Origin of the sequence: Bradyrhizobium sp. PRIMUS42 (assembly GCF_023006515.1) — a bacterium.
Lineage (GTDB): Bacteria > Pseudomonadota > Alphaproteobacteria > Rhizobiales > Xanthobacteraceae > Bradyrhizobium.
In genome coordinates this window covers 1-26,652 of the sequence record NZ_JALBGZ010000026.1, presented here as the reverse complement: position 1 = coordinate 26,652, position 26,652 = coordinate 1, and the positions used below count along the sequence as shown (strand labels likewise).

Here is a 26,652-nt window from a genome sequence, read left to right as displayed (position 1 = left end):
ATCCCACCATTCGCCATCGGGGCCGGAAGGCTTTGGCTCTCGGCCGGTGAAGCGTTTCCAGAGCGCGACGATCTTCTGCAGGCCGTTGATCGACGGCATTGTGACATAGAGAACGCTCTGGTCCGCATCAACGCCCTCGCCGTCGTCTGCGGCAGCTACGTTCCCTTCGTCGTCCTCATCCTCGTGCTGGGTGAGGTCGTAATCCTCGCCAAGCCAATCGAAGCCCGTCTCGCGGGCCGCTTGGATAAACTTCGTTACCGTCGAGAGCGGCCCGATGACTTCGAAAACCAGCGCCCTGTCGGGCGCGACCTCCGCGGGCGAATTCTTGAGATCGGCACCGGCAAGGACCCGGCCGATGCTACTCTCGATGCGCTCGAACTTACCGTTATGGCTCCTCGCCTGGTCGGCCGAGGAAATCCCCTTGGGGAAGCGCGCCCTTTGACCTTTTATCCTTGCTCGCGCGTCGGGTTCGCGAAGGATTCGAACGATCGGACGTTGAGCCATCGGCGGCGAATCCCCCTACCTTTCGGCGCCGATTCCACTGCTCAACCGCTACCCGGAAAGCTTCACTCGGCGCCAATTGGCCTCGTGATAATACAACTTTACGGCGTGCGTCTATTGTTACCGCTTCGACTTCCGAGAATGTCTCACCGGAAAATAGTCTAACAAACTCTTCGTTCGTTATCCCCAACAAGCCGAACGACCTCTCGGTCCTGTCGAACCAGTCACGCAATTCGGCCGCGCCGGGACGAGGCAATTCCATGCGTACCTCGAATCGGCGCCAGACCGCACGGTCGAGCATCTCAGGATGGTTGGTGGCGCAGACGACGACGCAATGGCTGGGCAATGAATCCATGTGGAGGAGGAGCGAGCTGACCACCCGCTTAATTTCGCCCGTTTCCTGCACATCCGAGCGCTCCTTGCCGACGCTGTCGAATTCGTCGAAGAACAGGACGCACGGAGTATGCGAGACGTAATCAACAATCTCCTGAAGCCGCGACGCCGTCTCTCCGAGGAAACTACCTACCAATCCTTCGTACCGGACCGTCAAGAACGGGAGCGCCAGTTCGCTCGCGAGCGCTCCGGCGAGGCTTGTCTTTCCTGTGCCAGGAGGACCAATGAGCAGTATGGTATGTCTCGGTTCGAGGGAGTGCGAACGTAGCAAAGCCAAGTCACGGATCTCGCTCACAAGATCGCGCAAGTCCGCCGATATCTGATCTGGAAGCACGAGATCTGACATTCGGCGTGTCGACTCAACTTCCCTCAGCAAGCCTCGTAGGGCTTCGGGGAGCATTGGCGAACCTCCGCCCGCAAACTGTGAGGGCCGCGCTGGTGCTGCGGGCGTCATACGCTCGACTGGCTGCTTTGAACTTTGGCGGTGGGCCTCGCGGATCAATTCCCTCATGACCTCACCCGCGGACCGAGGGTGATCCTGGCCGGTGGTCGGCTGCAACCGGAATGCCGAACGCCCCTTGTTCATCTCATTGTCCCTCATAGGCGGACCCGGCTTGATACGGGGGCCTCCAAAGATTGTCGGCCCTCACCTCGCCCCCAAAGGGTGAACGATCGCGCAGCGCGACGCAAGATGGGGCTCTTGAATTTGGTCAGAGAAAGCGTCCGATAAGCATTCCTCGGGATGTCACGAAAGAACTGCATTTCACATACCTGGCTGCGACGAAGACGCCGATCCGCGAATCTGCCGACGCGTAGCCGATTTTGTGCCTCGTCCCTAAACGATCGGTTGATGGGCGGACACCGGCGCCATGAGAACACGAACGACAATGCCGGGTTTCCTTCATATGGTCTGCAAAGCCCGCTTCGAAGACCATGACTGCGAATCGAGCCTGTACCGGCGTGGACATGACGTAGCCTTCGACCGGTTCTATGTATGTTCGAACATGTGATAACAACATCGGAGCGGCGCCAAAATGGCTGCCGCGTTCCCGAATCCGCGCCTCGCGGATTCAAGGCATATGAACATATAGTGAACAAAGTGTCGAGGCCGATTATGGCTTGTCAGGGGTTCGCGTTCGATCCTCCCGGGCCTCTTTCCCTTTTCATCCATTCGCCGCACTGCGACAAAGCGCCGCCAGCGTGATCCGGCGATCCGGGCCTTCCACTTCGACGCGACCACTTCCCTCAAATAGGATCGTCGAGTACGTCTCGGCGCTTCCTTTGCGCGTCAGTGTCGCTTGAAATACTGCACGTCGCGCTCGTGCTTCTCGGCTGCCGCATGACTTTTGAACGTGCCAAGGTTGCGCCGCTTGCCGGTCTTGGAATTCGCCTTACGCGAGTAGAGCCGGTACTCGACCGATGCAAGTTTGCGGATTATGGTTGCGCCTTCCGCTTGTATAATTGCGCACCTACTCGGACGTGAGGGAAGCCCCTTCGGAAGCCGACGGAGGCCCCGCGGGCAACGCAACTCCTTCGATCAGCCGATACGCAGATTCTCAGCCGACGCCTTGCCATTTGACAAGCTCGTAACTTACCTCTGCGACCCGGGTCAGCCGGCGGCGGTGCTTCATTAACCGCTGCTGGCCGTGCTGCTCTAGAAAAGAGAATCGTTTGAAAGCGGCGCTAGGATCGCCAGGCCGGCTGAGCGTACGCCGCCCTCATTTAACACGATAGAATTGGTTGGCTCAGAGAGTCGCCCTGCCTACCCGCCAACCCGCCCCGACAAGCTCTCCAGACCCGCCTCGATGGCCACGATGTCCTCCTCGACCAGCGCCATCGAAGGCCGGCAATCGAACCCTGTTCTTGCCTTCAGGTCGACCCACAAGCGCCGGCGGTACATCCTCAGGTCGTCGAGCGAGTCACGGTCTTGGAGCATGGCTTAGCCTTCCACAATAACTCCATCGCACTCGACATGACGCCACTCCACTACGATGTCGAACTCCCAATCGAAGAAGCTAGCGCCGCATGCGGAGGCGGCGCAATTCCAATACTGGTCACCCAGAGCGCACTCGGGAGCAGTGCGATTGTGCGCCCTGGTGGGAAGCGCAAAGCGGGCGAGCGAAGTACATTATGGTGGCCAAGAATCTGCTAGTGATCCGTCTGGCCACGTTTTTGGCTCGACTTCACACGTTGGTTCTCGGCTTGCTCCTCCACGTACAGCAACACGGCACGCCGCGCGTCCTGGTCCGATATTGTCCGGAAAGCTTTGATCAAGCGCAGCATCTGCAGATCTTCGACGCTACTCGGCATGGCAAAGGCCTCCTCGCGAATATGGCAAACTCAAATAGGGGAAAATTATGCAACAGTTCGCTTCGAAGAGGAACACAGAACGTGGCCTGAGTTGAACCTGCCAGCCCCAACGACCTGAACTAGCGCAGCGGACTTCCTATCTCCGTGTTGCCGGGCAGCTCCGCGCCCTGATGGGAGACAGGGGGCGCCGCGCCTTCAAGCTCTTGGCGGTCGGGTTGGAGGAAGGCTGGAAGCGTCAGCTTGAATAAAGCGACCTCAATATCCGTCGGACTTCGAAAATGCGTAAACAGCGATGACCTAATCAGCTAACATCTGTATTGCGATTGACAGGCTGCATCTTCTTCCCGAACACGCAAAGGCGTTGCAAATTTAGCTTTCACTTGCCGTTTGAATTGGGCTTGGACGACTACCTGGAGCAACGCCTCAAACAGGCGGGCCGTCCGGCGGGAGGCAAGAGGAGCAATTTTTTTGCTAGCTTTTCCCGAGGCAAAGCTTCACACTTGCTTCCATTGTGAACTCAAATCTTTTGGGGGTATGGCAATGGGAAAGCCTGCCGTTTCCCGTGATGCCTTTCGTGGGTTGTTCGCTTTTTATGCGGCGAAGGCTCATCACGACCACAAACCCGAGGGCGAACATCTCCTCCTGAGGCTGTTCGGATCTTCGGAAGACATTCCGGATAACTTACTGCTGCTGTGGTCGGATAGAGTTGACCTGCTCGGCTCCGAAACCGTGGGTCGCCTAATTGAGCCGCACGCTCGCCAGATCACAAATGGCAACGCGCAATACGATCATGCAAGCGACTTTCTGCACGCCGTGCTGAGAGACTTAGGGCAAAAAGTGCAATGATCTAAACGCCCACTATTGTGGCTGCAGCCGTCAAACGCGCAGATTTTCCGCGCTACTCTTACCGCGCTTGCGATCAACTTGGACTTCATAAGAGACCTTCTGCCCCTCAGCCAATCCAGACAACCCGGCGCGCTCCACCGCGCTAATATGCACAAAAATATCCTGGCCGCCGTCATCGGGCTGGATGAAACCGAACCCCTTAGTTGCATTGAACCACTTCACCGTGCCTGTCGCCACGTGCGCCTCCCGTTTGAATGATAAACGTAACCTAGGTCGCCTCCCTTCGATCTGACAAGCGAAAATCGAGACGCCTCACGCATGAGATATCAACTTCCCTTCCGCCAGCGGCAACGGCAGACGTGACGAGCGGGTGCATGTCCATCTACGATCCGCTAGGAAGCAAGCTGCAGCGCACGAGGATGCAAACCATCCGGCTGACATTTTTGGAAATCGAAGAAATTCTCGGGAGACCGTTACCATCCTCAGCCTACAAGTTCAGCGCCTGGTGGGGAAACGAGAGCTCGCGCAAAGCTGGTCATACGCAAGCAAGGGCTTGGCTGCACGCAGGCTTTGCGGCGAGGGTTTCACTGAAACAGCAGTCGGTGGAATTTCATCGGCCCTGAAGACTGATCCCGTGCAGGGCCGTTGAGGCCTGTTGGGATCTGCCTCCGGCTTAGGGAGCACAGAAGCAATAAATCACACTACACGGTCTCGTGCACGAAACCATTTCCGCGGCCGAACGAAGCCGTGGCGAAACAATGCGGTTGGATGCTGAGATGAGCGGAGGAGGATTAAATGCGTAGGCTAGTTTTAGGGGTGGTGTTCGCAGCCCTAGCAGCAATCGGCTTTTCATCGTTTATCTCGGCCGCTCTCTCTGCAACGCGAGATGCGAAGTCTGCAACACTCTCAGAGCGGTTCGCACCGACACCAAACGGCGCAACCTGCACTTCGGCCCCTGGGCCGCGGCGCGGTTCTAGCGTGGGTCGTTAGACGGTTGCTTTATGAACTATCGATCGTTAGTCCGCCATTCGATCAGGGCTAGTCGTGTGACTGGTCCGAGGGACTTTACTCATCAGATCTTCCTCCAAATATTGGGGAAACCAAGTACGACATTACCGCGGCGAGTCGACGGATAATCACTTCAACCGAGTGGTACTTGCGCAATCGCGCAATGGCTTGGGGATATTCTGCCAATACGTCAACGCATCTGCATTTTCCGAATCGACGTTCCATGGTCGCTCACCCCATGCGTCGCGTTCAGGGGTGTAGATGTGAGCCAGTTTCTATCGATGCTGCTGCTAACAACAGCCGTGGTTCTGACCGTCTGCTTCGGAGTCGCGGCCTGGCGCCTCTCTGACGAGAAGGACGTCGACATCACTGGCCAGATCCCGCGCCAGTCCTATGGATGGAAGGAGTCGCCAACCCAATAGTCCTTGCACCGGCCTACAGCGCTCTCTGCGCGAAATCCCGGTTGCACTCCGCTGGCATGCTCTTTGCGGATCCAGCCAAATCTCAGTCGGTCCTGGCAGGGAGCCGTTTCGCGATGAAACAGAAATTTCGAGTCCCAAAGCCGCGCAAGCCCACTCTGGCACACATGGTCTCCGACAATCCGACGCCCTGCCAGCAATCGTCAGTCACGCCTGCCGCACCCTTCGGGATCAATTCCATCACGAGGCCGCAGTGGACGCACCCATCACATTTAATGCGTGCCGGACCTGATTGGTCGCATAATCAACCACTTCGCGATGGGTCATTCCCGCACCGTGCCTTTTCGCCTGCTCAAAGGAGGGATCGCCCAGCACGCGGCGGATGCGGGCGACGGTGTCAGGTAGCTCCTGGAAAAAGCTGCTGGACGGGATCATTTGCGAGAGGGCACCGCTAAGGGTGGCCGCAGCCGTCGGATGGCCAAGTCGCTCAAACAGCAGAATCAGGGTCGCAGTGGTGAGGGTCGCAAGCCCAATTTCGTTTGATTGCCCCCAGATTTCGAGCATTTGGGGGAGCGATCGTAACGTCTTGCCCGGATCACCGTTCCGCACCTGCAGCTCCGCGACGGCCGGTATGATGACGATCTCCCAGTAACGGTTGCCAGATGTCCTCGCATGAGCCAGCGCCTTCTCAAGCGCATCCAAGGCACGTACTGGGTTGGCTTTGCTGAAGGCTCTTCCTTGGGAAAACAGCGCAGCAACGAGCGAACTCGGCGTTCTTGTGGCCGCAACCTTTTCCAAAATGTCGTCGGCGATCGCCATCGCCTCTTCATGCGCGCCGGCCATTGCCAGATAGAAAGGAAGCGTGGCGAGGCATTGCCGCTCGCGCTGGTCAGCTGGGTGCTCAGCGCCGGCTCGCGCAAATCTGACCGCTCTTTCGGCATTGCCCTGTCGGGACTCGATCATGGCTAGAACCGCGAACGCCCATACCGGCGGATCAAAGTTGGTGTTGCCGATCAGCGCAATCGCTTCCTCGGCGTAGCGCGTCGCCTCTTGAACATTTCCCAGGTTCCACGTCCGGATCGCTGCATAGGTTAGCACGGCTCCGAGCCGGCGATGATCGGCACGACGAACTGCATCGACGATCTCTGTCGGCCAATTGAGAGGCTCGCTGCGCACCCGGAGTACTGCCATGCCCGGAATCCTCGACGCAATGTGGGCCGCGACGTCGATGTTACCTTGACTACTCGCCCGCCGAAACGCCCCCCGCAGGTTGTCGATCTCCTGATCGAGCCAGGCGTAGGCCATGAGTTGCTGCGGGCTTCGCCAAACTCTGTGGTGCGTCTCTGCTGCCTGCGCGAAAAATTGCGCATGACGATCGCGAACGGCCTCCCTTTCACCCAGCACCGCGAGCCGCTCCTCGGCAAACTGTCTAATCGTTTCGAGCTGGCTGTATCGGACAGCATTCCCTACCCGTCTGGTACCGAGCAGCGATTTCCGCACCAGCGAGTCCAGGATATGCATAACGTCCGGGGTGGCGATGTCACCGCCGCTGCAAACGTACTCGGCAGCCTCCAGCCCGAAACCTCCGGAGAACACCGACGCGCGCGAAAGGAGGGCCTGCTCAGACGATGACAACAGGTTATACGACCATTCCACAGCATGGCGCAGCGTCTGATGCCGCTTCAGGACGCGACGCGACCCGCTGGTGAGCAGGTGGAAGCGTTCATGCAAGCGATCGCGTATCTGAGCGGGACTCATTGCGCGCGTTCGGGCAGCTGCGAGTTCGATGGCTAAGGGGATGCCATCGAGGCGGCGGCATATTTCGAGGACCGTTTCAGCGTCACCGTTGAGTTCGAAGCGTGGTTCCGCGCATCGCGCGCGCTCTACGAACAACTCCACCGCTGGCGCTTCAATTCCGCCGCCGCACTCGAGTGGCGCCAGCGGGTAGGTTCGCTCGCCCTCTATCATCAGCGTCTCTCGACTTGTCGCCAGCAGGCTGATGTGTGGGCATGCCGACAGAATCTGCCGTGCAAGAACAGCTATCGCATCGATCAAGTGCTCGCAATTATCGAGAATGAGAAGCAAACTTCGTCTCGAAAGCGAATGGGCAACGCTTTGCTCGATGGTCTTGCCGGCCTGCTGCGTAATGCCGAAGACATCGGCGATAGCATGACCGATCGCATTGGGATCATCGAACGCGGCAAGCTCCACCAGCCATGTGCCGTCTGCATAATTTCGGTGCATCTGTGCCGCAAGCCGGAGTGCGAGCCGTGTCTTGCCGATTCCACCGGGACCCGTCAGCGTCACCAGCCGCGCGCTGGACAGGATGCCGCCGGCCTTGGCGATATCCTTGTCACGCCCGAGAAAGCTCGTTGCCTCGGCAGGTAGATTACCAGGCGCAGCAATCGCGTGCATCGATGGGGAAATGCTTTTGTCCAAAACGTCCGCGGGTGGCGATCCATCGCTGCTCACGCTGGCAGGCCCCTGTCGCACTGCGCTGGGCACCACGGAGCGGTTGAGCTGTGTACGATTCCACTCTCGCAGGAGGTCGCGGTGTAGTATTTTGGTCTGCGCATCGGGCTCGATGCCCAATTCTTTGGAGAGGAGTTCGAGACAAGTGCGATATTGGCGGAGCGCCGCGCCCCGTCTGCCCTGCTGGGCATATAGCTGCATCAGGGTGAAATGAACCCGTTCTTGCAGAGGATCGGCGGCAAGCAGGCGTGTTGCGATGTGAATGCCATGTTCGAGCGCACCTGCAGAGAGGTGATGATCGAGCAATTTCGCCATACCATCTAAGGCAAGTTGACGGTACCGCTGACGCTCCGTCGCTGCCCAGCTTTCAAATTCCGGTGCCGCTACCTGAAAGCCCTCAAGGAATTCACCGCGGTAGAGTTCGATGGACCGCTCCAGATTCTCGACACCCGATTTCTTGATGAGATCCTCGAATGCCCTTACATCGATCGTGAGAGCGGCCGGCGCGAGACCGATCGTATCCTCGTGAGCAATCAACGCGCCCGGACAGGCGTATGACAATGCCTTGCGCAAAAGGCTCAGCGCCTGGCGAAGGCTGTCGCGGGCCTGCGCCTCGATGTGGTCGCCCCACAGCAGCGCCGCAAGCTTGGGCCGCGCCTGTGCCTCCCCCTCGTGCAGCGCCAGATAGGCCAGCAGGGCTGTCGTCTTTTTGGTGACCAACGGAATGGGCTCTCCGGTGTCCATCTGGAGCCGGAAACCGCCGAGAAGTGCGAGGTTTACCTTCGCCATATCCGCCGGCCCTATGGCTCAGGATGCAAAAAGCACCCGGTCCGACGATTTTGCGAATTTATCACGCTCGGGCCGACAGGTCCATTACGACCGGCAAGTAGTCTGCGTGCGAGGTCAGGGCCCACTAACACCAATGGAGATCACCATGTGGAACCGCTTGTCGATCGCAGCCGCCGCAGCCTTCATGATGGGCACAATCGGAGCCAACGCTACAGAACTGCCGACGTATGAAGTTATGGGTTTTCCGATCACGCCGCATCAGTTCGCGGCAGTGGGTCCCGCCAACGCGCAACAGGAAACGCCGGCGGCTGGCATATCCGCGCCGGTCCTGACGCCGCGTCAAGGGGCACACGATGAGCAGACCGCCAGCAGCGGAGGACGCGCAATTACAGCGCTGGCCCTCTCCCCCGTTGTTGCGATTGACCCCGCGCGGTAGATCGCGCTGTCGCGTGGCGGCTGATCTTCCAGCAGCTACCGCGCGGCAGTCGCACTGCGTGATCTCGCTGCGCTCCTTGCCGGCCAGCGAACTGAGAGGGCGGACTATTTCGGAGACTTCAAGCCCAGAGCCTTGAGGTCGTCCGAGCAGGCATTTCATACCGGCGGTTCCACCGTCCGTCGAAGTAGCTGATCGCAGCCTGTACGCCCAGGAGGATAGTAATCGACCCGCTCCGCCCAAACAATCACTGCCGCGTGAACGAGACCGATTGGCGCGGCCACGAAGCCATCCCGAAACAAACTCGGCCTAGCGTGCTCACTGACCTGCAAAAGGAGCGACGGCCATGATCGGCGCAACTCGGAATCGCAAAGGACGCAAGCTCGTCATCGCAAATTCCCTGGCCGCCGCGGCTGTCTTATTGGTCGTGGCCGCTGCTCCCCGGCCCGTCTCGAGTGCCGCCCTCGGCAGTGAATGGCAATGTAGCAAGTCGGCGTTTGTTTTGACGACGTGCCGTCCAACGTCTGAAGATGATGTGACGCGAAGGCCGCTGGCTGAAGCGCCGAGCTTAGGCGAACAGACCGGCGCCGGCTTGGGTGAACTTCACGTAGATGTCACTCTCGAGCAACTCGAGCCAGCCCCGCTCGATCGCGAACTTGAGGCCGGCACGATACTCCGCTGCCGTGGCCTTATCGCCGAAATAGGAACAGGCCGTTGAACTTCTCGATGTAAATCCGGCCTCATGGACCGGCCCCGTTGCGGGCGAACCAAGCGGGAGGAAACTATGAGTGAAATCGACCGGCGTTCTGCTCTGATGCTCGTTGTCGCGACAATGGGAACTGCTCTGGTTGCCGCCGATCCAAGTGTGGCTCAGCCTTACCGGCCCGATGAGGGCAAGGAGTTCGCCCCAGGCGTCCGGCTAGTGGAGGTAAGCGAACGCGAAGCGATGCATGGGCGCGACTCCGTACTCCCGGCCTATAAGCGAATTCAGGTCGTTGACATAGACTTCCGGCCGAAGATAACGCTCAAAGATGACGCCATGCGAAACGACGTGGTTTGCCAGTGCATCGACGGCGAAATGCGCCTCGATCATCGCGATGACCACCCGTTCACGGTCAAGAAAAACGACGTATGGACTTGTGTCAAAGGTGAACCAGAGGACACTGAGAACATAGGCAGGAATGCCGCTATCATGCGAGTCATCAATCTCATACCCGCTTGAGTTACGTTCCGAGCCCGCCCAGCACAGGCTCGATTTCAATTGCAGGTTGACCCTGCTGCAACGGAGCGAGGTCCGCCCTGCTCAAACTGCGAAACTCAGGATGAGGAAATCTGGTCCGCTCTGCCTCAAAAGCCGGACCTCCATGACACGAGCCGTGACTTCGCCCAACAACGGACACGTACGCCTACGGGCGGCCTACTTGCCCTCGTTCCATATGTCGGTGGCGAGCTTCCAGTCATTTCCGACCTTTTCCCAAACAACGACGTACTTTCCAGTCACTTCCTGCGGTGTCGGTCCTTTGGTCTTCAGAGCAAACGTGCCGATCTCGCGTGCCGCCAAAGGGCCGAGCGACTTCACGTCAACAGTTGTAAGCTTCGGGTCGCCGACTTGATCCGCCATGCCTTTCCACATCACTTCGATGGCGGCTCGGCCCTGCACCATCGAGGAGCCGGGTGGCATCGCGATCGCATCAGCGCTATAGAGCGAGCCGATACCAGAGAAATCGCCCTTGTTGAAGAATTCAATAAACTTGGTGTTGATCGCCTCAATCTCGGGCTTCTGGGCCAAAGCCGGAGCCGCCAGCGAGACCACGAATATCATCACCAGTACGATGTTGCGCATGATCATCTCCAACTCAATGTACGATTCGATTGCAGCGCGGGTGTTGCCCACAGCGAAGGCGTCGAATGCCACATCCCAGACCGGGTTTAACAAAACAGCAACTCCGGGGAATTACCGTAAGAAATATTGACGAACTAACTGCGACGTGGCGCCCTAGCCAACTCACTCGGTCCTGGGAGCGACGAGAGTGATTGCTCCTTGCCGTGGCGGCCCCGCCCGGACGAGATGACGCGCTGTATCGCCGGCGTCGAGATGAGGAGCGAACAGCGTTCCCATCTTGGTTGACGTCCGAGTTGGGTCACAAGCGGCGGTTGATGTCAGCGAAGACCGGCGTCTGCTATACTCCTGACAGCGGACCTATCCACCATGCCCAGTAGTCCGGCCGCGATCCGATCCCCAATCCGCCCCCGCGCGCTGATCGGGGCCATGCCCACGATGGTTACGCGCAGGGACCACGTAAATTTCCCAAGTGTCGACAACTAGGCGCACCGGTTAAGTGGTCAGGTCTTGAGCGCCGCACCATGACACCGAAGCCAAAACAATGGGACGAGCAGGAAGTCCGACGATTGGTCAAGTTGGCCCGGGCAAGCGTAGGCGTATCGAAGATAGAAGCCGAGCTGGGCCGTCACGCCGGATCAGTGAGGCGAATGGCGCGAACGATGGGGATAATGTTGAAGAAGTAGTCATCGAGCGACCTTTGAGCAGCGCCAACGATCTACAAGCCAACACCCTACCGGGTCGGTATTGAGCCCGGCGGGAGATGACCACCCGGTTTGGCTTCAGTCAGATTTGGTCCGTGCAGCAATCTCTTTGACCTTTGTCAACGTTCGTTCGAATTCAGATTTGAGATACTGCTCGTGCGCCAAGTCTGTTGGCTTCACCAGAAAAGCGACTTTCACGTAAAGGCGGTTCAACAGCGAAGCAATTAAAAGATTGTCCGAGTGTTTCGAACGGAGTGCCGTAAGTTGTCGACGCATCTCGGTGAGAAGCGTTTCGTGGTCCGGCTGCTCACTCATTGAAGCTCGCGCGACTATCCAATGACGAAGTCGCGGCACCGAGTATGATGGTGCCGCGACTTCGCTGGGGTGGACCGGACAAGGGCAATGTCCGGTGTGCGCAAGCCTAGTCCTCTGGAGCACGGCCGCAATCACGGTCTGGGATTAAGCTTGATGTTCGTGTTGCGAGTTAATTCTGGAACTGTGCGCTAAGGCGAACGATAAGATTACTGTTGATTATGCGCTGCCCGGCGCGGGGCCACCAATGTTGAGCGCAGCGTCGCAACTACCCGTCCGCTGCTACGCTGAGCTGCCGCACGATTTCTTCCCTGAGGTCTTGCGTCCCCCAATTCGTGCCATCGCTCCTAACGATCCTTTTGGCGCGCTCGAAGGCTTGGCTTTCGGCTGCATCGTCGCCTACGCGGACGGTGACCTCAGAATGAAATGGGCAGACGGCGACGGCACGGGTTGTCTCCAGCGCGTAGTGCACACATGCGGTGAGATCGTCGGCATAATCTTGAGCGGACATCTCGGGCCTCATTATGCGGCGCCGGATGGGTAAGGCGAGGCCCGGATTGCCTAGGAGCCCGGGCCTCATACCCTCAGCCCTTATTCGCGACTTGGCGACTGATCCCAAGAAGCGTGAGTTGTTTGCCAGATTGGCCGATCACCTTGCTGTGCTCGCATCCGCAGTGGAGCAGGCTATCAGTGAGAGCACGGGCAGCAGCATCGCACCTGATCAGCCGACCAAGCCGTAAAATGTGGCCGCCAGCTTTTGGTCCGATGCTCCAAGCTCTATCTCGTAAACAGGTCGAGAATGCCTATTACTTCCTGAATGCGTTCGTGTGAACTTTGCCTGCCGAGCAGAGGCGTGGCGGCCCAGGCGGCCCGATTTGGCTCCGTGAAGTGGAGTATGATGGCTACCGCCTCCGCTTTGGAGCGCGACGGCGACCGCGTGCGCCTGATCACGCGCGGGGGCTACAACTGGGCCAGCCGTTATCCATGGATCGTGAAGCCGCGCGTAAGGTCCGCCAGAAACAGTTCGTGCTCGACCGTGAGGCGGTCGTGCTCGGCGCCGCGCGAGTCGTCTTGCTCGGTTACGACATGCGCTTCGTCGGCGGCCGCGAGCACTGCCACGATGAGTACAAGGGAACGGCGCGGGACGGCGACATCTATCAGCGCGAGTTCCTACCGGGCTTCGCCGGCTGGGATGAAGCTGCGCGCGCGGTCGGCGTCGATGTGGTGAACGCCACCGAAGGCAGTGCGCTTAAGGAATTCCAGTTCGCCAAACTCGATGAGGTTCTAAATGGCCTATGATGCGACCAAGGATCCTCTGCAGACGTCTCGTGGCTCCGCGTTCAACTTCGGCAGCCTCGGCCGGGTGGTCACGCCGAACGACAACACCGATCTGGACCCCTATGCAAAGAGCCTGGTCGTCACTGCCGCGGGGAATCTGGTGATTATCCCCGTACAGAATGACGATGCGGCTCCGATCACATTCACCGGCCTTTCCGCTGGGCAGGTCATCCCCTACCGCGTGCGCCGGGTGAAAAGCACCGGCACGACCGCATCTGTTGCGACGATTGACGTCTGATGCGCCTCGGTCTCGACCTCACGCTGCCGTCGTTCCCTGTCCTTGGGATAGCGAGCGCTCCCGCGTGGGTGCTGCAAGCTGGCGGTGTTCCTGCGACTATCGATGCGAACTTCGCGGATGGCCTCTATTGGGGGGCTCCGCTGTCGAACATTTTGAACTGCTCGCGCGCATCGTCGGGCTATGCACAGACGAGCAGCGGATTGCTCGTTCCGTTCTCGAATAATGTTCCTCGCATCACGGATCTAGGATTGCTGGTCGAGGGCGGCCGAACGAATTCGCTGATCCACAATCTGACCTTGAATACCGCCTGGTCGAGACAAAACGTCACGATAGATGGCACCATCGCGGCACCAGACGGCAGCTCCGCGAATTTGTTCGTGCAGAATGCGGGGACTTTGCCGTACTTCGTTAAGGCAGATCAGGGCGCGAACGTCGTAGCCTATACGAGCGGTGTCACTTACACCTGGTCAATCTACGCGAAGGCGACGCCGGGTCACAGCCAGCTGTTCTTTGAGAAGCCGCACAACACGCCATTTCCTTGGGCGTCCGCTGTTCGAGCCAATCTGTCGACTGGCGTGATCGACCAACTGTCCGCCGGGATGACCGGCAAAATGGAGCCACTTGCCGCCACTTGCCAACGGGTGGTACCGGATTTCTTTCACGGCGACCGCAGCAGCGACGCAAGCAACCGCTCCCGGGTTCGGGGCGCTCTATTTCGACAATTACGGAAACTCCACGGGTGACGGTTCGACTGGATTTTATTTGTGGGGTGCGATGATGGAGGCGAATGCACCCCACGCGTCGTCGCTAATTGCAACCACCACGGCACCCGCGACAAGATCGGCCGACAACATGACCGGGGCAGCCGCGATGCTGGCCTCATACGGTGAGACGGGATCGTTCCGGGTTCATGGCATCAGCTCGCCGAGCAGCTTTGGCGGCTTCTTCGCATTTAACGATAACTCGCCTTCCAACCGCGTGGATTTGAGATCGAATCAGGGCTTTCTCACTAACTGTTTTATCAGCGCTGGCGGATCGGACCGCTACGGCTCTGGTCTCTTCGCCACGGCGTTCAACGTCGTTACAAAAACCGCTGTTGCGTGGTCTCTAGGCAATGCGCGGTGCGCGACAAACGGCACGCTCGGCAGCGTGGACACGCCGACTGCCGTACCGGCCACGGCGTCGATCACCACAGCTCGCATCGGCAACTTCGACACAGGCTCATTCCATCTCAACAACTACGTCAAGCGGGTATCCGCCTGGCGCGGCATGCGCATAAGCGATGCCGAGCTGCAATCGCTAACCACTTAGGGGCTGCGCGCTATGAAGCTTCATCTCGTAGAATTTGCTGATGAACAAGCGGCGATCGGCGATGAGATCATTAGCCAACTTTACACTCCGCCCATGGATGGCGGCGGCTACGTTATCCCAGGCGGGTGGGACTCCGATACTTGCTTCCCCAATGAAAGCGTCTACGTGTCGCAGGCGCTGCAGCCAGGGTTCTGGATGATTATCGCAAAGGCGAATTCCGACACCACACTTGCGCAGCACTCCGCCTGCCGTCTCGCCTGGGACAACGAAAGCGCGGTGATCCTCGGCGGCACCTATACCGGCAACGACATGTCGGCGCTGTTCGTTTCGCCCGTGCCAGCCGGCGCTTACAATCCGTGGAACGGCGCAGCGCCGGAGTAGCCCGCTCCTCTCAGGGCAGCGCGCGAGGTGGCGGCTCGAACCTGTCAATTTTGTGGGGGCCCTGCCAAAGCTCTACCGCGCGCCAATCAACAAGTTGCTGGGCGCGCTGGCGTGCGGTTTCCTCGTCTTCACAGAATAGGTCGATGCGGCCAGCAATGTGACCTTCCGCATCGATGATATAGGCTCTGAAATCCAGCATGGACCGGGGCGTTGCCATTTGTTCCCGATCGGCCTTAGAGCGTTCGGAATTCTGAGTCCAGCCCTCTACACGAGGCTTTCCACTGGTGCGCCCACTCCCTTCAGGACTGCGAACTGGGCTGCGCAGGAAGAAAGACGCCCTTATAAAGCACGACCTTCAGCAGGCGCGCTTGGCGGCGCACCGAACTGACGCGGCGTCCCAGAACCTGAGCTGCCTGAAGTGCGCTGGCTCTTTCCCTGGCCAACCTTGCCAGCAAAGCCATCTCTTCGACCGTCCAATCGCTCTTTGTCGAATCGCAGTGCATCATGCGAAAGAAGGTGCCCGGCAAAAGTTAATGACCGCTAACCATCTCGCGCCTTGCTTCCATCGCCTCAGAGTGTCGACCGCTGCCTGGGGACTGTTCATAACTTTGGCGAGGGGGAAGCCGCTGCCAGCCCTCGAAGTCGTAGTCCCCCATCCAGCTGAGCACGACGTTGCCGCACGCTGAGCAACTGAATGATTTTACTCGCCTTACAAACGAGTGCCATTGAACGGCGCTGTAGGCTTGCCGACATTTGGCGCATTGAAAAGTAAGTCGGGTCGATGCGTTCTCGGTCATGCGAGCCAAAGCAGACTGATTGCCACTTGTTCCCGGTTCAATCCACCCGCGGCTAGGAAAGTGGATAGCGGAAACGGTCTGTTCCACTTCCTTCAAGGGTGTAGTTCGATGCCTCCACGGGCATTTTGCAGGTTGCGCAGTTGAAGTCGCGACCAAATTCGTTCGTGAATACCTCGAAGCCCTCGGGAACTTTGAGGAACTCGTTATTGAACTGGCTAAGCTCCACGAGCTCAGCGTCGCCGGTCTTGCCACAAAGGGGGCACCGTAGGTGTTCGATCCAAGTTTTCATTGTTAGAGCGTGTCACGATAGCGCAGGACAATCCGGTCAATTTTGATCACTCACTTAAGTCTGCGTACGGTTTCTGATCCATCCACTCACCTTCAAGGAAGCGCCGGGGCGCAGGCCGCCTTAAGGGGTCGCATAAATGGGGAGGAGGATCACCAGGAGGGCCAGCGACAAGATGAAAGTTAGAAACACCGCCAATGCGACTGGATGTGCGACGCGCGGCTTCGCCGGTTTCGACATTGGAAACGCTCTCTATGTGCAATGAGCCGGTGCTATTTGGTGGTCTAATAGCTCGGTGTGGTTCAAAAGGTCGGTTGCCGCAGTGAGGCCGAACCAGCCCAATGCACTGCGGTCAAGGCGGCCCTAGCGCCATCCAGAGGATCGTGAGGAGACCAATAGCGGCTATTGTCCAAGCCAATACATTCATCATCCAGGTGGGGCGATCGTTGTCCATTGCCCGCTCCTCCGGTGCAGTTCGAAGTAGGCAACTGCTCGCTTTAAAGAGGCTGTTTGACCTAGGTCAAAGGAACAACTCTCCCTTCAGGGCTTGGCGCGCTGCACCTCCATCGCCTGCTCGACGTCGTTGGCCAGCTTGGTCAGGTGCTCGGCCAGCCTCGTGTACAGCTCTCGTTTTCTGGGGTCGGTTGCTAGGTCTCGAACTAAAGTGGCTTCTGCTGCGTCTGTGCGGAGTTTTTCAAGGCTTGCCTGCATGTCCTTCATGGCTAGGTCTCCCTTCCGCCGAGGGCGAGATTTTGCCGGATGAGCGGCTAACCGTCCACTCCCTTCAAGGGCGTGGAAGTCAGTTAAGGGCCCATCAGCAGACGCGTCCGAAGGGAAAGATGCGGTCAAGTAAGCAGCCTATCTGGTCAATAAAGAGCGGGAAATGCGAGAGAGGCTTCGGCAATCGGACGCGCTGGTAAAGCACGTGCGGCCGATCCTCGCGGGTCCAAACCCGAAAGTGCAAGTCGCCGCGATTGCCCAGCTTCTCGCTTGGTTGCCAGCGGCAAGCACCGGTGACAGTCTAAGGCTGCCTCTCGGGCCGCTTTCTGCTCTGAGCGATTGTTATTAGGCATACACGACGCCCGCCGCAGGAGCTGGTAATTGCGCTGCTAGTAAGTGAGGTCGAAAGCAAGGCTGTGATCTTCGGAGGTGTTACGGAGGCGAACCTGCCGCAGGATCTTAAAAACTCGCGCCGATCGTCGTCTTCTGGAGAGGACATTGCGGCTCCGATGATTTTTTTGAAATATCTATTAGTCGATTAAAGAGTTGAGCAGTTCAATCACGAAATGTAACCAAATCCCGTGTCGGTATCGGGCACCCGCCGGCGCCGGCATCGAAATCTTCCCGAGGTCCGGTGCGGGTCAAAAGCGGACTAACAGTTCGCTCCCTGCAAGGGAGTGAACCGTCGGAGCCCGCGATCGAATTCCGCTCCTCCTGGCAAGAGGAGCGGCGTCTGCCCGTGAAGTCCCTGGGTGGAGCAGTAAGAATGTGCCGGCGGCGTTCTTCAAGGCTGGGGACGCGGTGGTGGCTCGAACCGCTCGATCTTCTCGTCGCCCCGCCATAGCTCGACAACGTGACCGTCAACAAGCTGCTGGGCGCGCTTCCGGGCGCAGTCCTCGTCTTCACAAACGAGGTCGACCCGGCTGGAAATGTGACCGTCTCTGTCGACGATATATGCTCTGTATTCTTGCACCTTGCGCTCTGGTCTGTCCCGCCGTCCCGACGGGCATTTTAGAGCGCTTCAAAACTTGGCGTCTAGGCCATTCCTTCAGCGGGACGCTCGCTCGCTTCAAGGGACGGCCTCTAGCTCCCTCCAGGGCGCTTATCTGATCAGGTCGACCACGAGGTAAAGGATGTACCCTGCCGAGCAGGCTATCCAAACAAAGATCGCAATGAGAAACCAGTCGCGCTTCTTGGTCATCGGAGCGTCCCTTCGCGAAATCGAAAAAGGCACGCACGCAGTTCAGGAACTAAGAGGTTTTAGCGAACGACGCCGGCAGCATCGTCCTTGCTGGGGACCAGCCAATCAACCGCGAGAAGGCAACCTTCGAGGACAAGGAAGGCGGCTAGGCCTCCGAGCCAACCGAAGAACACGATGGCAAAGGTTGCGAGCATGAGAGCGCAGAAGATGTCGGCGAGTATCTTGGCCGAGCGCTCGCCTCGGGTCTGGTCTGACGTGAAGTAAGGCATTGGAAATGCTCCTCGGGGGCTCGACGTTAGTCATAAGCACGGCGTCCACTCCCTTTAGGGAGGCGAGCCTTAGTTCAGCTTTTGCCGCAGTGTTTTAATGATCTCGCGAAGGTCGGCCGCATATGCTTCGATAACGCGCCGAATCTCGCTCTGCCGCGCCTCATCGGCGGCCCGCGGCGACTGCTCCGGCTTGTCTGGTTTGGCGTCGGCCATGGCGCTACGCCATCAGCTCGGCGCTGCAACCTTTGATCTAGCTCAATAGATTCGACCGAGAGCGGCGCCGTCACGTCCTCAAGGATGAGGGTAAGGAGCGATCAGCGCGTAGAGCAGCGCGGCGGCGAGGATCGCCAGCCAAACGAGAGAGACAGAGAAGCATGCCCGGTGCCAGTCCATGAGGCGGCAGCCCAGCAACTGACCGGCGGCGGTACCGTTCGGGTCACTGCGGGCTGCCGAGCGCCCGGGTCCGGGCATCATGTTCATTGACTTGGACAAGCCATGATGATGGCGCTTCGGCGTGTGGGCCGAGGCATATCCTGACGAACCGGCTACAAAATCGCCAAACCAAGTGCTGCTGCTTTCATGAACGTATCCTCCTCTGAGAAGAACCCTACCCTTTTGTCCGTGTTCCTTTTTGCCCCAGCTTGCGCTCCACCTTCTTCCGGCTGCTGCCGACCTTCTTGACCGCCTTCTTCACCGCCGAGGCCGAGCGGCCCGTCTTCTTTGCCTCGTAGTCAACTTCGTATTTCTGTCCGCCCGCCACGCGTGCGCGGTCTTGCTTGCGACCGCGAGCGGTCTGTTTCTTTGCCTTAGCCATACTGCACCTCCATGCGCTGCAAAAAACGCATGGCGATTCAGTTGGTTCCTTTTTCGACTCCAGCTCCGCCGCACGGCTGGAACGAATCCCCGCAGAAAGATTCGAAGCAAATGAGCTTGTTGCTTGGAGTTGTTTGGTGGCGTCCCAGCGTCAGCGGAAGTCCCCGGCGATCGGCGTCAAGGCACCTTTCCCGGGCTTTATCGAGCCGGCCTTGGCATCCTCCGTCGAGAGGGTACCGTCCGGGGAGCGGTGGATTCACGAGATCAAGTTCGACGGTTATCGCGTTCAGGTTCACTTGGCCAATGACGCGGTCACCATCTACACCCGGCGCGGCCACGACTGGACCAAGCGCTTCAAGAAGGTCGCCGAGGACGCCTGGCACATCAAGGCGGGCTCGGCGATCATCGACGGCGAGGTTGTCGTCCCGGCCGCTGACGGCACGACTGATTTCTCGGTACTGCAGAACGAGCTGAAGGGTACCTCCTCCAAGATCGTGCTGGTGGCATTCGACCTGCTCTATCTCAACAATCGAGACATTCGCAGCCTGCCGCTTGTTCAGCGCAAGGCCGAGCTGAAGAAGATCATTTCCGGCGCCGATTTACAGTTCAGCGAGAGTTTCGAGATCGACGGCCGCGAGATGTTCGCGCATGCCTGCAAGCTCGGTCTTGAGGGTGTCGTCTCCAAGGTTCGCGATAGCGCCTATAGCAGTGGCCGAGGCAACAGCTGGGTCAAGGTGACCTGCGCACAACGTGAGACCCTCACCATTGCCGGCTTCGCTCTCGACGAGGGCAAATGGGACGGCGTGTATCTCGGCCGGCGCAAGGGCGATGATCTGATCTATGCCGGCAAGGTAGACCATGGGTTCGACAAGACATCAGCGGCCGAACTGCGGAAGCGCCTGGAGCCGCTGCGGCGCAGGACGCAGCCCTATGCCAAGCGCATTGCGCACAAGGGCATCTGGGTCGAGCCAAAGTTGCTCGCAGAGATCGAATATCGCACCAAGTCGGCAGAGGGAAAGGTACGGCATCCCTTCTTCAAGGGCCTCCGGGAGGACTTATGACCCGCGTCGGCCCCAAGCTTCACTCAGAGAAGCGGGTGTTGCTCGCCATGCGGGGTACGCAGAACATCCTGGCACGCCACGTCGACGAAAGAGCTACGATCGACGCCTTGCTTACTGTGCTGGATGACGAGGAGGTCGTCGAGGTCGCGGGCGCGGCTGCGGAACCTTCTCGCGGAGGCACCCACCGGTCGCGCCTGAGGCTCTGGGCCGGCTCCAAAAGCTCATCCGACTATCATCGCAAAAAGCAGCCCACTCTGGTCATCCGTCCTTGTAGCTCCCTGAGTTCTGAACATACTTCCGCCTCCTCGACTGCGTTAAAACGCCAGTACAGTTCTGGGTGAGCTGGAAAAAAAAAAACGACGTGACGTGCTGCTCCATCCTCACCTTTAGGAAAGTTTCGCAGGCTCAAAAACCATCTGAGTCCCGTTGAATGTTAGCTCGCCCTAGCGCAGATGCGAATCGCTCTCAGGCGGGTGCCATTGCATTTGATATGGAGCGCCAAATGGATTCCACGCTGGGCGACAAGCTCGCGGAAGAGCAGATCACGAAAAGCTTGGAGGAGCAGTTATTTGAACTGGTCAACCCAGCGCGCGAAGAGGAAGTCGGTCCTTTGGCCCCGCCGGCCAGCAGGAAGACGTCTCGCGCCACGCAAGCAACGATTCATGGCTCGGCGGGTTGGCGCTACGTGGTTTTCGGTTCTCTATTGGCAGCATCCATTGGTGCCGTTGCCTGGCGGTGGTCACCCTCCGTTGATAAGGCGAAGGTGCCCCCCTCAGAACCGGCCCCTTTGACACAGGCCCCGCCGCACGCCGCCGCGCCGACTGCAGTTGCCCTGTCTGCCGAACTTGCGCGGCAGCTCCAACCGATGGTGCGCGATATCGCTGCCTTGAGGCAAACGGTCGAAGAGCTCGAGGTGAGACAAGAACAATTGGTGCGCGACAATGAAAATCTCATGAGCCAAATCAAGGCGAGCCGGGAAGAAATGGCGCGTAACAACACTACCATCGACCAGATCAAAGCGACCCAGATTCAGATGGCGCGCGACAGCCAAACGCTTACCGAGCGGCTCAACGCAAGCCAGGAACAACTCTCACAGGTCATCGCCAACGCCTCAGAGCCAAATGTGATGCCTGAAGAGCCAAAGGTGAGCCCCGAAGAGCCAAAGGCGATGTCCAAAGTACCACTGCCGCGTCCGCGGCAGTCGGCCAATGTCGCCCAGACGCAAAAGCCGGCGCCACCCCCCGCGCTGCCCCAAGTCAAAAAGCCGCAAACATCATCGGCATGGCCCTGGTCACTGCGCTAGAGCGATCGGAACCGATCAACCGGGCCCGGCGAGTGCCCGATGACCCCTCTACATAGCTCTGCTCGTTCTGCTCGGCGGGGGTCAGCGGGGCGATGTTTGCAGGTCCTCGCGCAGGCCCTCTGAAGCAGGCGGCTCGAAATAGATCAGGCACGATCTCGCCTTCGAAAGGCGCCATGATGATCCCATCCGGCCGGCGAGCCAGTAGCCGCTCGAGGTTTGTCTTACGGAGATGCAGAGGCAGAGCGCCCACGTCGTCACCGCCCATCGCAAGAATGTCGAAGGCGTAAAGCTGAGCTTCGTGATCATGCTTGCGGCTGTGCAGCGCGTTGAAGTCGGAGACCCCGTCCACCCCAAGGATCACGGCCTCCCCATCGATCACAAAGCGCTTTTGCCGGTTCTTCAGCACCGCCTCAGCAATCCGAAGATAACGCTTCGTCCAGTCGGTGCCGTTTCAGGAGAGGAGGCGCACGCGTTCGTTCTCCCGGATGACTAGCATCCGGTAGCCGTCGTGCTTCACCTCATGAATCCAGTCCGGCCCGTTCGGGACTTGCTTGGCTGCTGTGGCAGTACGCCATGCGCATAGGCCGAAGGTAAGATTTCCCGCTAAGAGTTGGGAACAAGTGGCAATTTGATGAGCTGGATCTTCGCTCTGGTGTCCCAACAGCCCCCCTGAAGCCGGAGCAGACCCCAACGGCCTCAGCTCCCGCCGAGCCGAGGCCGTTCATTAGTTTAAGCTGGCAATCGTCCCGCGCGTCTCGAAGTAGAACGCTGCCGGGCTCGAAATGAATGTCCCGGCAGCATTTATTCTCAAACTGAGCGCTGAAATCCCAGTTGCACTTAGTCTAGCAATGACCGTGCCACAGGTTGTGACAGGAAATAGCAAACGGCTCGAGCGGTACGTTTGTAAGGAACAGAAGTAGACTGGTCGGCCGGAACATGCGCCCGCGTGTCAGCATTACTGACGCATGCCGCGCTATTTCTTCCATGTGACCCACGAGCGCCACGAACCTGACCTTGAGGGCGAGGAGCTGCCCGACAAGCACGCCGCTTGGCATGAAGCCGCGGTGACGGCTGGGCAGATACTCCAAAGCCTCGACGGGAAGCTAACCCCGGACCGTGGATGGCGGATGGAGGTAGTGGACGAGTTCCAGAACACCCTCTACGTCCTCCACATCCACGCCGAGAAGCCGAAGTAAGACCGCTTCAGCGGGCGGCCTCCGGCCCGCTCGGGAGATCTGGCATAGAGGAACGACTCTCCGGCCAGCAGGATTGGGATCTCGGTCTGTGGCGCGATCTAGACGTGCCATCCACCCGGGACGGTCCGTCGTCATACGCGCGTTTGGCGATGGGCCGGTTCTCGCATCGGCGCAATCTCTTCTCTAGGAACTACCGGCAAGCCTGGGGCTTGGTGCGGTGCTCCGGTTCAAAGCCCCCCTTGATGCCGGAGCGTCCCAACGGCCCCAGCCGCCGCCAAACGCTGGGGCCGTTTTTCTGCCTCGGCGTTTGGCGTCCCCTGCAAATTTCGGCATTGAAGCCCCCTCGCCGCTGCGGGGCCTTTCTTAAGGAGCCCGCATATGACCACACAGGCAATGAACCTGTACCGTTGGTGCTTTTAAGCGTGGCGTTGGTCCCGCTATTCGTCGGTGCTAGCGTGGTTCGCACTGAGGTAGTTTAGATGAAAGCCGCTAGTCCCATCCAAACAGCCATCGCTGCTGAAGGGCGGCCACGCCTCAGGCCGACCTGCCTAGCCTAGATAAGACACGTCCTTTGCGCGCGAGGCCAGCTCAGCCTCGATTTTGTCGATCTCGGCTTGATTGCTCGCAATAAAGTCAGCGAGCTCGTCGCGAGACATTTCGGAGAGCGATTTATGTTGGGAAGCTTGGTCCTTGCGCGCAGGAACAATGTGCCCTGCCCTATCCAGGACCTTGATTGAAAGATCAGCTCGGACGCGAGCACTGATGCTTGCGTCCTGGAGCAGCGACTTCGCAACCCGATAAGCTAGAGGCGCGCCGACCACTGCAAGGTCAAGTTGGATGGATTCTGAAATTGCAGCAGCGACCGCCGGCAGCCGCATTGTCTTATAGACGGACTTCGGGTGGTATCCGGCGATTTCGGCTGCTTCCTCAGGCCGCCGTCCTTCATTGACGATAAGACGCACCAATGTGCGCTGCTGCTCGGATAGATCATAGGCGGCGATTGAAGGCATCCATGTCTCCTTAGTTCTCGCGAGCGGCATTCGCAGCGGCGATCAGCCGGCGCAGCGGGACACTATTGAACGCGGCATTCTGGTTCTTCAGCGGCCGCTCCAAAAGATACGCCGCGACGTCGGGATTGAACCATGCAGCCTGGACGATCTGGTCGGCGCTCTCCCGGTTGGATGGAAGCAACTCGAGCATCAATTTGAACCGCTTGATGAGCCCGCCACCGGCAAGGTCTCCTTTGAAATGGCGCACAGCCAGTTGTGCCCATCCGGGAATTCCCATCTTCTCCGCGGTGTCACTGCCAACAGTCGCTCGCTTCTCCGCTTCCTTGAAGTACGACAGGATCTTGTGAGCTTGGCGAAGATTGTTCATCTCCTCGGGTGAATAGACCTTGGCGAGAATTAGCTCGTTGTCCTTGAATTCGCGCGCCAGTCGCGCGAAGTGCACCTCGAGCGTGTCGCCCACTTGGCGGGTACCTTGGACCTTGTCAGCGAGAACCTCGGACACGGCTGCCTTCCAGCCACGCACCGCTTGGGGGTCGTTCCTAATAAGCGCATTGATCTCGTCAAGCTTGGCTTCGGCGCCGTATTTGCTCCCAAGGAGCTTCTTCGCGACATCGCGGGGATCCTCGCGAAGCAGCGTGCCGATCGCGGAGCGATCGACCTCTGTTTCGGTAAACTTGCGGTTTGCTCGGGCGGCTTCGAGGTCAGCTCTCGTTTGCGCTGACATCTGCTCTCCGCGACGCGCGGACGCAACGATGTCGTCGAACTCGCCTCGAACCGCCGGAAATTGCCCAAGGATATCCGCATAGTTGCGAGCCCACGCGTTCGCCCTGATTGAGTTCACCGTACCATCGGCGTTAAGGGCTGACCTGGCAAAGTCGGAGCGCAGATAATCGCGCAGAGCCGCATGAGCATCCGGCGCCGCGGGCGAACCCTCGAGCGCCCGCGTCAAGCTGGCCGCCTTCTCCGGCGTAGCCAGGAAGCGGCCTGCAGTAGCACTCGGTGGCGTACCGCCACGATTGAGGTGGCCATCAGCACTCTGGCCGCCGCGATCGAGCTCGCGCGTAAAGCGCGCCGTTTCGTCGTTTCGCTCCGGGCGGAAGCGCTCTGCGAAGCGCTGATAGTTGGCATTAGCTTCCGAATAGCCAGGTGCATCCTCCAGGGTCCGGTTAATAGCGCTCCGCAGCCGGCCTAGGTTGTCGGCCAAATCGAAATTGCCAGACGCCTGCGCGCGCTCCTGAGCCGGGCCAATGAACTTACGGAGGTCCGCCAGGTTGCCGCCGAGCGCCGTTCCGGGCCCACCGACATTGACCATTTGGCCGCTCTCCGGCGGGTGCTCGACCATCTGCGGACGGAGGGTGTTTAGCCGACGCATGAAGTCCTCCGGCAGTACGCCAGGCGTCAAGCCACTGGCGTTGGCGCGGATCCGGTCGATCGCCGAGAAGATAGTGTCGGCCGGAAGCTCATCCGAGCGCCCTGGCGCGTTGTCGAACAGCCGATTCTTCTCGGCGCGCGCCGGAACGTAGGTCCTGTCGACGAGAGCCTCGTCCAGTCGACGCGAAGCGTTCGCCCTTACTTCGCTGTTTGCAAGCGCGCCGAACGGTTCTCCCTGGTCTGCTCGAATTCGGTCGATCGATCGGCTCGCGTCTTCCCTCTGAAGGATCTCATTCTCCGCGGCACCAATTCGCCCATCTCGCGCGTGCGCTGCCCGGCGCATTACTGAGGCTAGGTCGGCCTCTGGATCTCGCATGGCTTCGATGCGCTCGGCCGCGGCGCTCTTCACGTTCTGATCGCGCTTGATGAAGTCTGGCGCTGACTTGAGGCGCGCTCCCTGCTCTGCCGCAATGAGTCCCGGATCTCGAGAGAGAAGCCCTGAAGTCGGCATGGCCGAATTCTGCAACGGCGAAACGCCTTCTTCTGCCGGCCGCGCCAAGGCCGCAGCGTTCTCGCGGATGTCTTGCGCCAATGCGCGGGCCGAGCCAGAGGCGGCGTCTTGGATCTTGGTGGCGGCACGATCGACGTCAGCGGTACTGTACGGCGCCCGAGTGTTCGGGTTGAGCGGGATCGGCGCGGGAGCAGAGCTGAACGACTTAGCGGCAACGTTTCTGAATGCGCCGGCAATGCCCTCAGCGGCGCCTTGGATGGAATTGGCGCCGACTGCGCCGACCAATGGCGCGACAATGTTCGCCACTTGCTTCAGTATCGTATCCCCCACGACGGCATGCTCGGGGACATAGTTGTCGGCAGCGTTCACAGCCACGCCGGAGCCCATGCCGCCGATCGTGTCGCCAACAAAAGTCCGCGCAGGCGCCTCGCTGTACGGCCGGGATAGATGGTGAAGGGCGCGCCCGACGACCGTGTTAGGTCGCGTAGTTGCGGCGGCCACCTGCGGGGCGCGCTGGGCCAGCATGGCTCCGGTGCCGACGGCTTGGGTGCCGAACCGGCTGGCGTCGTAAGCGAGTTTCTCGCTGCGGGACATCGTAGCCGGGTCGATGCCCGGCAGGACCGAGGTGGCCTTCTCGACCAGCTTGGACGCCGGGATCGCGGGCGGGATCTCGGTGCCGAACAGCTTGTTGATGCCGCCGGTGACGAGATTCTGCGCGCCGGCAGCGAGGTCGAACGGCCCGGTGACGATGTCGGTGAGGCCTTTGCCTACGCCCTGTGCGCCGACGGTGAAGTCGCGCACGGCGCCGCCGACGCTGCT

The 26,652-nt window shown here is 59.4% G+C and carries 29 protein-coding genes and 1 pseudogene; 14 read left to right on the top strand and 16 right to left on the bottom strand.

Annotated features, from left to right (window positions below):
- From MOV75_RS04990 to MOV75_RS04975, 4 genes are all read right to left on the bottom strand, one after another.
- Positions 1-504, bottom strand: a 504-nt coding sequence (locus MOV75_RS04990; RefSeq protein WP_247005113.1) for a hypothetical protein, incomplete at its 3' end; no start/stop codon positions are given.
- Positions 386-1,240 carry an AAA family ATPase gene (locus MOV75_RS04985; protein ID WP_247005111.1) on the bottom strand — a complete coding sequence of 285 codons (855 nt, stop codon included), beginning with the start codon at positions 1,238-1,240 and terminating at the stop codon, positions 386-388. The genes MOV75_RS04990 and MOV75_RS04985, both read right to left, overlap by 119 nt.
- A gap of 1,416 nt (positions 1,241-2,656) precedes the next feature.
- The gene (locus MOV75_RS04980; protein WP_247005109.1) at positions 2,657-2,830 is read right to left on the bottom strand and encodes a hypothetical protein; all 174 of its coding nucleotides are present in this window, start codon (positions 2,828-2,830) and stop codon (positions 2,657-2,659) included.
- Between the two features lie 212 nt (positions 2,831-3,042).
- Positions 3,043-3,204 carry a hypothetical protein gene (locus MOV75_RS04975; RefSeq protein WP_247005107.1) on the bottom strand — a complete coding sequence of 54 codons (162 nt, stop codon included), beginning with the start codon at positions 3,202-3,204 and terminating at the stop codon, positions 3,043-3,045.
- Positions 3,205-3,744: 540 nt separating this feature from the next.
- On the opposite strand from MOV75_RS04975, the gene MOV75_RS04970 reads away from it, so the two are divergent.
- Positions 3,745-4,050: a hypothetical protein gene (locus tag MOV75_RS04970; protein WP_247005105.1), complete on the top strand. Its 306-nt coding sequence runs from the start codon at positions 3,745-3,747 to the stop codon at positions 4,048-4,050.
- A 30-nt stretch (positions 4,051-4,080) separates the two neighbouring features.
- Here the strand turns inward: MOV75_RS04970 and MOV75_RS04965 are convergent, their stop codons facing one another.
- On the bottom strand, positions 4,081-4,287 hold the full coding sequence (locus tag MOV75_RS04965; protein WP_247005103.1) for a cold-shock protein: 207 nt from the start codon (positions 4,285-4,287) through the stop codon (positions 4,081-4,083).
- 137 nt (positions 4,288-4,424) lie between these two features.
- Here MOV75_RS04965 and MOV75_RS04960 point away from each other — a divergent pair, with 137 nt between their 5' ends.
- Complete coding sequence (locus tag MOV75_RS04960; RefSeq protein WP_247005101.1) at positions 4,425-4,673, top strand: hypothetical protein; 249 nt, start codon at positions 4,425-4,427, stop codon at positions 4,671-4,673.
- Positions 4,674-5,717: 1,044 nt separating this feature from the next.
- Here the strand turns inward: MOV75_RS04960 and MOV75_RS04955 are convergent.
- Positions 5,718-8,738 (bottom strand): BTAD domain-containing putative transcriptional regulator, encoded by a 3,021-nt coding sequence (locus MOV75_RS04955; RefSeq protein ID WP_247005099.1) that lies wholly within the window; start codon positions 8,736-8,738, stop codon positions 5,718-5,720.
- A gap of 145 nt (positions 8,739-8,883) precedes the next feature.
- On the opposite strand from MOV75_RS04955, the gene MOV75_RS04950 reads away from it, so the two are divergent.
- The 3 genes from MOV75_RS04950 (at position 8,884) to MOV75_RS04940 (ending at position 10,393) form a co-directional block, all read left to right on the top strand.
- Positions 8,884-9,174, top strand: coding sequence for a hypothetical protein (locus MOV75_RS04950; protein ID WP_247005097.1), 291 nt, complete (start codon positions 8,884-8,886; stop codon positions 9,172-9,174).
- Between the two features lie 343 nt (positions 9,175-9,517).
- Entirely contained in the window at positions 9,518-9,889 is a 372-nt protein-coding gene (locus tag MOV75_RS04945) for a hypothetical protein (protein WP_247005095.1), read from the top strand.
- A gap of 66 nt (positions 9,890-9,955) precedes the next feature.
- The gene (locus MOV75_RS04940; RefSeq protein ID WP_247005093.1) at positions 9,956-10,393 is read left to right on the top strand and encodes a hypothetical protein; all 438 of its coding nucleotides are present in this window, start codon (positions 9,956-9,958) and stop codon (positions 10,391-10,393) included.
- A gap of 195 nt (positions 10,394-10,588) precedes the next feature.
- Here MOV75_RS04940 and MOV75_RS04935 read toward each other — a convergent pair whose 3' ends face one another.
- Both MOV75_RS04935 and MOV75_RS04930 read right to left on the bottom strand, forming a co-directional pair.
- Positions 10,589-11,014 (bottom strand): DUF4440 domain-containing protein, encoded by a 426-nt coding sequence (locus MOV75_RS04935; protein ID WP_247005091.1) that lies wholly within the window; start codon positions 11,012-11,014, stop codon positions 10,589-10,591.
- Between the two features lie 779 nt (positions 11,015-11,793).
- Entirely contained in the window at positions 11,794-12,030 is a 237-nt protein-coding gene (locus MOV75_RS04930; RefSeq protein ID WP_247005089.1) for a hypothetical protein, read from the bottom strand.
- A 533-nt stretch (positions 12,031-12,563) separates the two neighbouring features.
- On the opposite strand from MOV75_RS04930, the gene MOV75_RS04925 reads away from it, so the two are divergent.
- From MOV75_RS04925 to MOV75_RS04900, 6 genes are all read left to right on the top strand, one after another.
- Positions 12,564-12,767 (top strand): hypothetical protein, encoded by a 204-nt coding sequence (locus tag MOV75_RS04925; protein ID WP_247005087.1) that lies wholly within the window; start codon positions 12,564-12,566, stop codon positions 12,765-12,767.
- Between the two features lie 244 nt (positions 12,768-13,011).
- Positions 13,012-13,326, top strand: coding sequence for a hypothetical protein (locus MOV75_RS04920; protein ID WP_247005085.1), 315 nt, complete (start codon positions 13,012-13,014; stop codon positions 13,324-13,326).
- Entirely contained in the window at positions 13,316-13,603 is a 288-nt protein-coding gene (locus MOV75_RS04915; protein ID WP_247005083.1) for a hypothetical protein, read from the top strand. Before MOV75_RS04920 ends, MOV75_RS04915 begins: the two co-directional genes overlap by 11 nt.
- A complete protein-coding gene (locus tag MOV75_RS04910) occupies positions 13,603-14,346 on the top strand; it encodes a hypothetical protein (protein ID WP_247005081.1) in 744 nt (247 codons plus the stop codon). Before MOV75_RS04915 ends, MOV75_RS04910 begins: the two co-directional genes overlap by 1 nt.
- 109 nt (positions 14,347-14,455) lie before the next feature.
- The gene (locus MOV75_RS04905) at positions 14,456-14,914 is read left to right on the top strand and encodes a hypothetical protein (RefSeq protein WP_247005079.1); all 459 of its coding nucleotides are present in this window, start codon (positions 14,456-14,458) and stop codon (positions 14,912-14,914) included.
- A 12-nt stretch (positions 14,915-14,926) separates the two neighbouring features.
- Positions 14,927-15,295, top strand: coding sequence for a hypothetical protein (locus MOV75_RS04900; RefSeq protein ID WP_247005077.1), 369 nt, complete (start codon positions 14,927-14,929; stop codon positions 15,293-15,295).
- A 10-nt stretch (positions 15,296-15,305) separates the two neighbouring features.
- Here MOV75_RS04900 and MOV75_RS04895 read toward each other — a convergent pair whose 3' ends face one another.
- The 5 genes from MOV75_RS04895 to MOV75_RS04875 form a co-directional block, all read right to left on the bottom strand.
- Positions 15,306-15,494 (bottom strand): hypothetical protein, encoded by a 189-nt coding sequence (locus MOV75_RS04895; protein WP_247005076.1) that lies wholly within the window; start codon positions 15,492-15,494, stop codon positions 15,306-15,308.
- Between the two features lie 1,424 nt (positions 15,495-16,918).
- A complete protein-coding gene (locus MOV75_RS04890) occupies positions 16,919-17,098 on the bottom strand; it encodes a hypothetical protein (RefSeq protein ID WP_247005074.1) in 180 nt (59 codons plus the stop codon).
- Positions 17,099-18,358: 1,260 nt separating this feature from the next.
- The gene (locus MOV75_RS04885; protein ID WP_247005072.1) at positions 18,359-18,568 is read right to left on the bottom strand and encodes a hypothetical protein; all 210 of its coding nucleotides are present in this window, start codon (positions 18,566-18,568) and stop codon (positions 18,359-18,361) included.
- Positions 18,569-18,637: 69 nt separating this feature from the next.
- The gene (locus tag MOV75_RS04880; protein WP_247005063.1) at positions 18,638-18,781 is read right to left on the bottom strand and encodes a hypothetical protein; all 144 of its coding nucleotides are present in this window, start codon (positions 18,779-18,781) and stop codon (positions 18,638-18,640) included.
- A gap of 394 nt (positions 18,782-19,175) precedes the next feature.
- A complete protein-coding gene (locus MOV75_RS04875; protein ID WP_247005061.1) occupies positions 19,176-19,382 on the bottom strand; it encodes a DUF3606 domain-containing protein in 207 nt (68 codons plus the stop codon).
- Positions 19,383-19,518: 136 nt separating this feature from the next.
- On the opposite strand from MOV75_RS04875, the gene ligD reads away from it, so the two are divergent.
- Together ligD and MOV75_RS04865 are read left to right on the top strand one after the other, a co-directional pair.
- A complete protein-coding gene (gene ligD / locus MOV75_RS04870) occupies positions 19,519-20,442 on the top strand; it encodes a non-homologous end-joining DNA ligase (RefSeq protein ID WP_247005059.1) in 924 nt (307 codons plus the stop codon).
- Positions 20,443-20,944: 502 nt separating this feature from the next.
- Positions 20,945-21,745: a hypothetical protein gene (locus tag MOV75_RS04865; RefSeq protein WP_247005057.1), complete on the top strand. Its 801-nt coding sequence runs from the start codon at positions 20,945-20,947 to the stop codon at positions 21,743-21,745.
- On the opposite strand, the gene MOV75_RS04860 is transcribed toward MOV75_RS04865, so the two are convergent.
- Positions 21,699-22,151, bottom strand: a complete 453-nt coding sequence (locus tag MOV75_RS04860; protein ID WP_247005056.1) for a hypothetical protein — start codon at positions 22,149-22,151, stop codon at positions 21,699-21,701. The two genes, MOV75_RS04865 and MOV75_RS04860, sit on opposite strands and share 47 nt — an antisense overlap.
- A 559-nt stretch (positions 22,152-22,710) precedes the next feature.
- On the opposite strand from MOV75_RS04860, the gene MOV75_RS04855 reads away from it, so the two are divergent.
- Positions 22,711-22,941 (top strand): hypothetical protein, encoded by a 231-nt coding sequence (locus MOV75_RS04855; RefSeq protein ID WP_247005054.1) that lies wholly within the window; start codon positions 22,711-22,713, stop codon positions 22,939-22,941.
- Positions 22,942-23,489: 548 nt separating this feature from the next.
- On the opposite strand, the gene MOV75_RS04850 is transcribed toward MOV75_RS04855, so the two are convergent.
- A complete protein-coding gene (locus MOV75_RS04850; protein WP_247005053.1) occupies positions 23,490-23,951 on the bottom strand; it encodes a DUF1192 family protein in 462 nt (153 codons plus the stop codon).
- 10 nt (positions 23,952-23,961) lie between these two features.
- Positions 23,962-26,652, bottom strand: a pseudogene (locus MOV75_RS04845) (hypothetical protein); the annotation flags it as partial.

Excerpts from the sequence above, each read along its gene's own strand:
- MOV75_RS04985 (WP_247005111.1), bottom strand. The coding sequence starts at position 1,240 with ATGTCAGATCTCGTGCTTCCAGATCAGATATCGGCGGACTTGCGCGAT.
- MOV75_RS04980 (WP_247005109.1), bottom strand. The coding sequence starts at position 2,830 with ATGCTCCAAGACCGTGACTCGCTCGACGACCTGAGGATGTACCGCCGG.
- MOV75_RS04975 (WP_247005107.1), bottom strand. The coding sequence starts at position 3,204 with ATGCCGAGTAGCGTCGAAGATCTGCAGATGCTGCGCTTGATCAAAGCT.
- MOV75_RS04970 (WP_247005105.1), top strand. The coding sequence starts at position 3,745 with ATGGGAAAGCCTGCCGTTTCCCGTGATGCCTTTCGTGGGTTGTTCGCT.
- MOV75_RS04960 (WP_247005101.1), top strand. The coding sequence starts at position 4,425 with ATGTCCATCTACGATCCGCTAGGAAGCAAGCTGCAGCGCACGAGGATG.
- MOV75_RS04955 (WP_247005099.1), bottom strand. The coding sequence starts at position 8,738 with ATGGCGAAGGTAAACCTCGCACTTCTCGGCGGTTTCCGGCTCCAGATG.
- MOV75_RS04950 (WP_247005097.1), top strand. The coding sequence starts at position 8,884 with ATGTGGAACCGCTTGTCGATCGCAGCCGCCGCAGCCTTCATGATGGGC.
- MOV75_RS04945 (WP_247005095.1), top strand. The coding sequence starts at position 9,518 with ATGATCGGCGCAACTCGGAATCGCAAAGGACGCAAGCTCGTCATCGCA.
- MOV75_RS04940 (WP_247005093.1), top strand. The coding sequence starts at position 9,956 with ATGAGTGAAATCGACCGGCGTTCTGCTCTGATGCTCGTTGTCGCGACA.
- MOV75_RS04935 (WP_247005091.1), bottom strand. The coding sequence starts at position 11,014 with ATGCGCAACATCGTACTGGTGATGATATTCGTGGTCTCGCTGGCGGCT.
- MOV75_RS04930 (WP_247005089.1), bottom strand. The coding sequence starts at position 12,030 with ATGAGTGAGCAGCCGGACCACGAAACGCTTCTCACCGAGATGCGTCGA.
- MOV75_RS04925 (WP_247005087.1), top strand. The coding sequence starts at position 12,564 with ATGGGTAAGGCGAGGCCCGGATTGCCTAGGAGCCCGGGCCTCATACCC.
- MOV75_RS04920 (WP_247005085.1), top strand. The coding sequence starts at position 13,012 with ATGGATCGTGAAGCCGCGCGTAAGGTCCGCCAGAAACAGTTCGTGCTC.
- MOV75_RS04915 (WP_247005083.1), top strand. The coding sequence starts at position 13,316 with ATGGCCTATGATGCGACCAAGGATCCTCTGCAGACGTCTCGTGGCTCC.
- MOV75_RS04910 (WP_247005081.1), top strand. The coding sequence starts at position 13,603 with ATGCGCCTCGGTCTCGACCTCACGCTGCCGTCGTTCCCTGTCCTTGGG.
- MOV75_RS04905 (WP_247005079.1), top strand. The coding sequence starts at position 14,456 with ATGACCGGGGCAGCCGCGATGCTGGCCTCATACGGTGAGACGGGATCG.
- MOV75_RS04900 (WP_247005077.1), top strand. The coding sequence starts at position 14,927 with ATGAAGCTTCATCTCGTAGAATTTGCTGATGAACAAGCGGCGATCGGC.
- MOV75_RS04895 (WP_247005076.1), bottom strand. The coding sequence starts at position 15,494 with ATGCTGGATTTCAGAGCCTATATCATCGATGCGGAAGGTCACATTGCT.
- MOV75_RS04890 (WP_247005074.1), bottom strand. The coding sequence starts at position 17,098 with ATGAAGGACATGCAGGCAAGCCTTGAAAAACTCCGCACAGACGCAGCA.
- MOV75_RS04885 (WP_247005072.1), bottom strand. The coding sequence starts at position 18,568 with ATGCCTTACTTCACGTCAGACCAGACCCGAGGCGAGCGCTCGGCCAAG.
- MOV75_RS04880 (WP_247005063.1), bottom strand. The coding sequence starts at position 18,781 with ATGGCCGACGCCAAACCAGACAAGCCGGAGCAGTCGCCGCGGGCCGCC.
- MOV75_RS04875 (WP_247005061.1), bottom strand. The coding sequence starts at position 19,382 with ATGGCTAAGGCAAAGAAACAGACCGCTCGCGGTCGCAAGCAAGACCGC.
- MOV75_RS04865 (WP_247005057.1), top strand. The coding sequence starts at position 20,945 with ATGGATTCCACGCTGGGCGACAAGCTCGCGGAAGAGCAGATCACGAAA.
- MOV75_RS04855 (WP_247005054.1), top strand. The coding sequence starts at position 22,711 with ATGCCGCGCTATTTCTTCCATGTGACCCACGAGCGCCACGAACCTGAC.
- MOV75_RS04850 (WP_247005053.1), bottom strand. The coding sequence starts at position 23,951 with ATGCCTTCAATCGCCGCCTATGATCTATCCGAGCAGCAGCGCACATTG.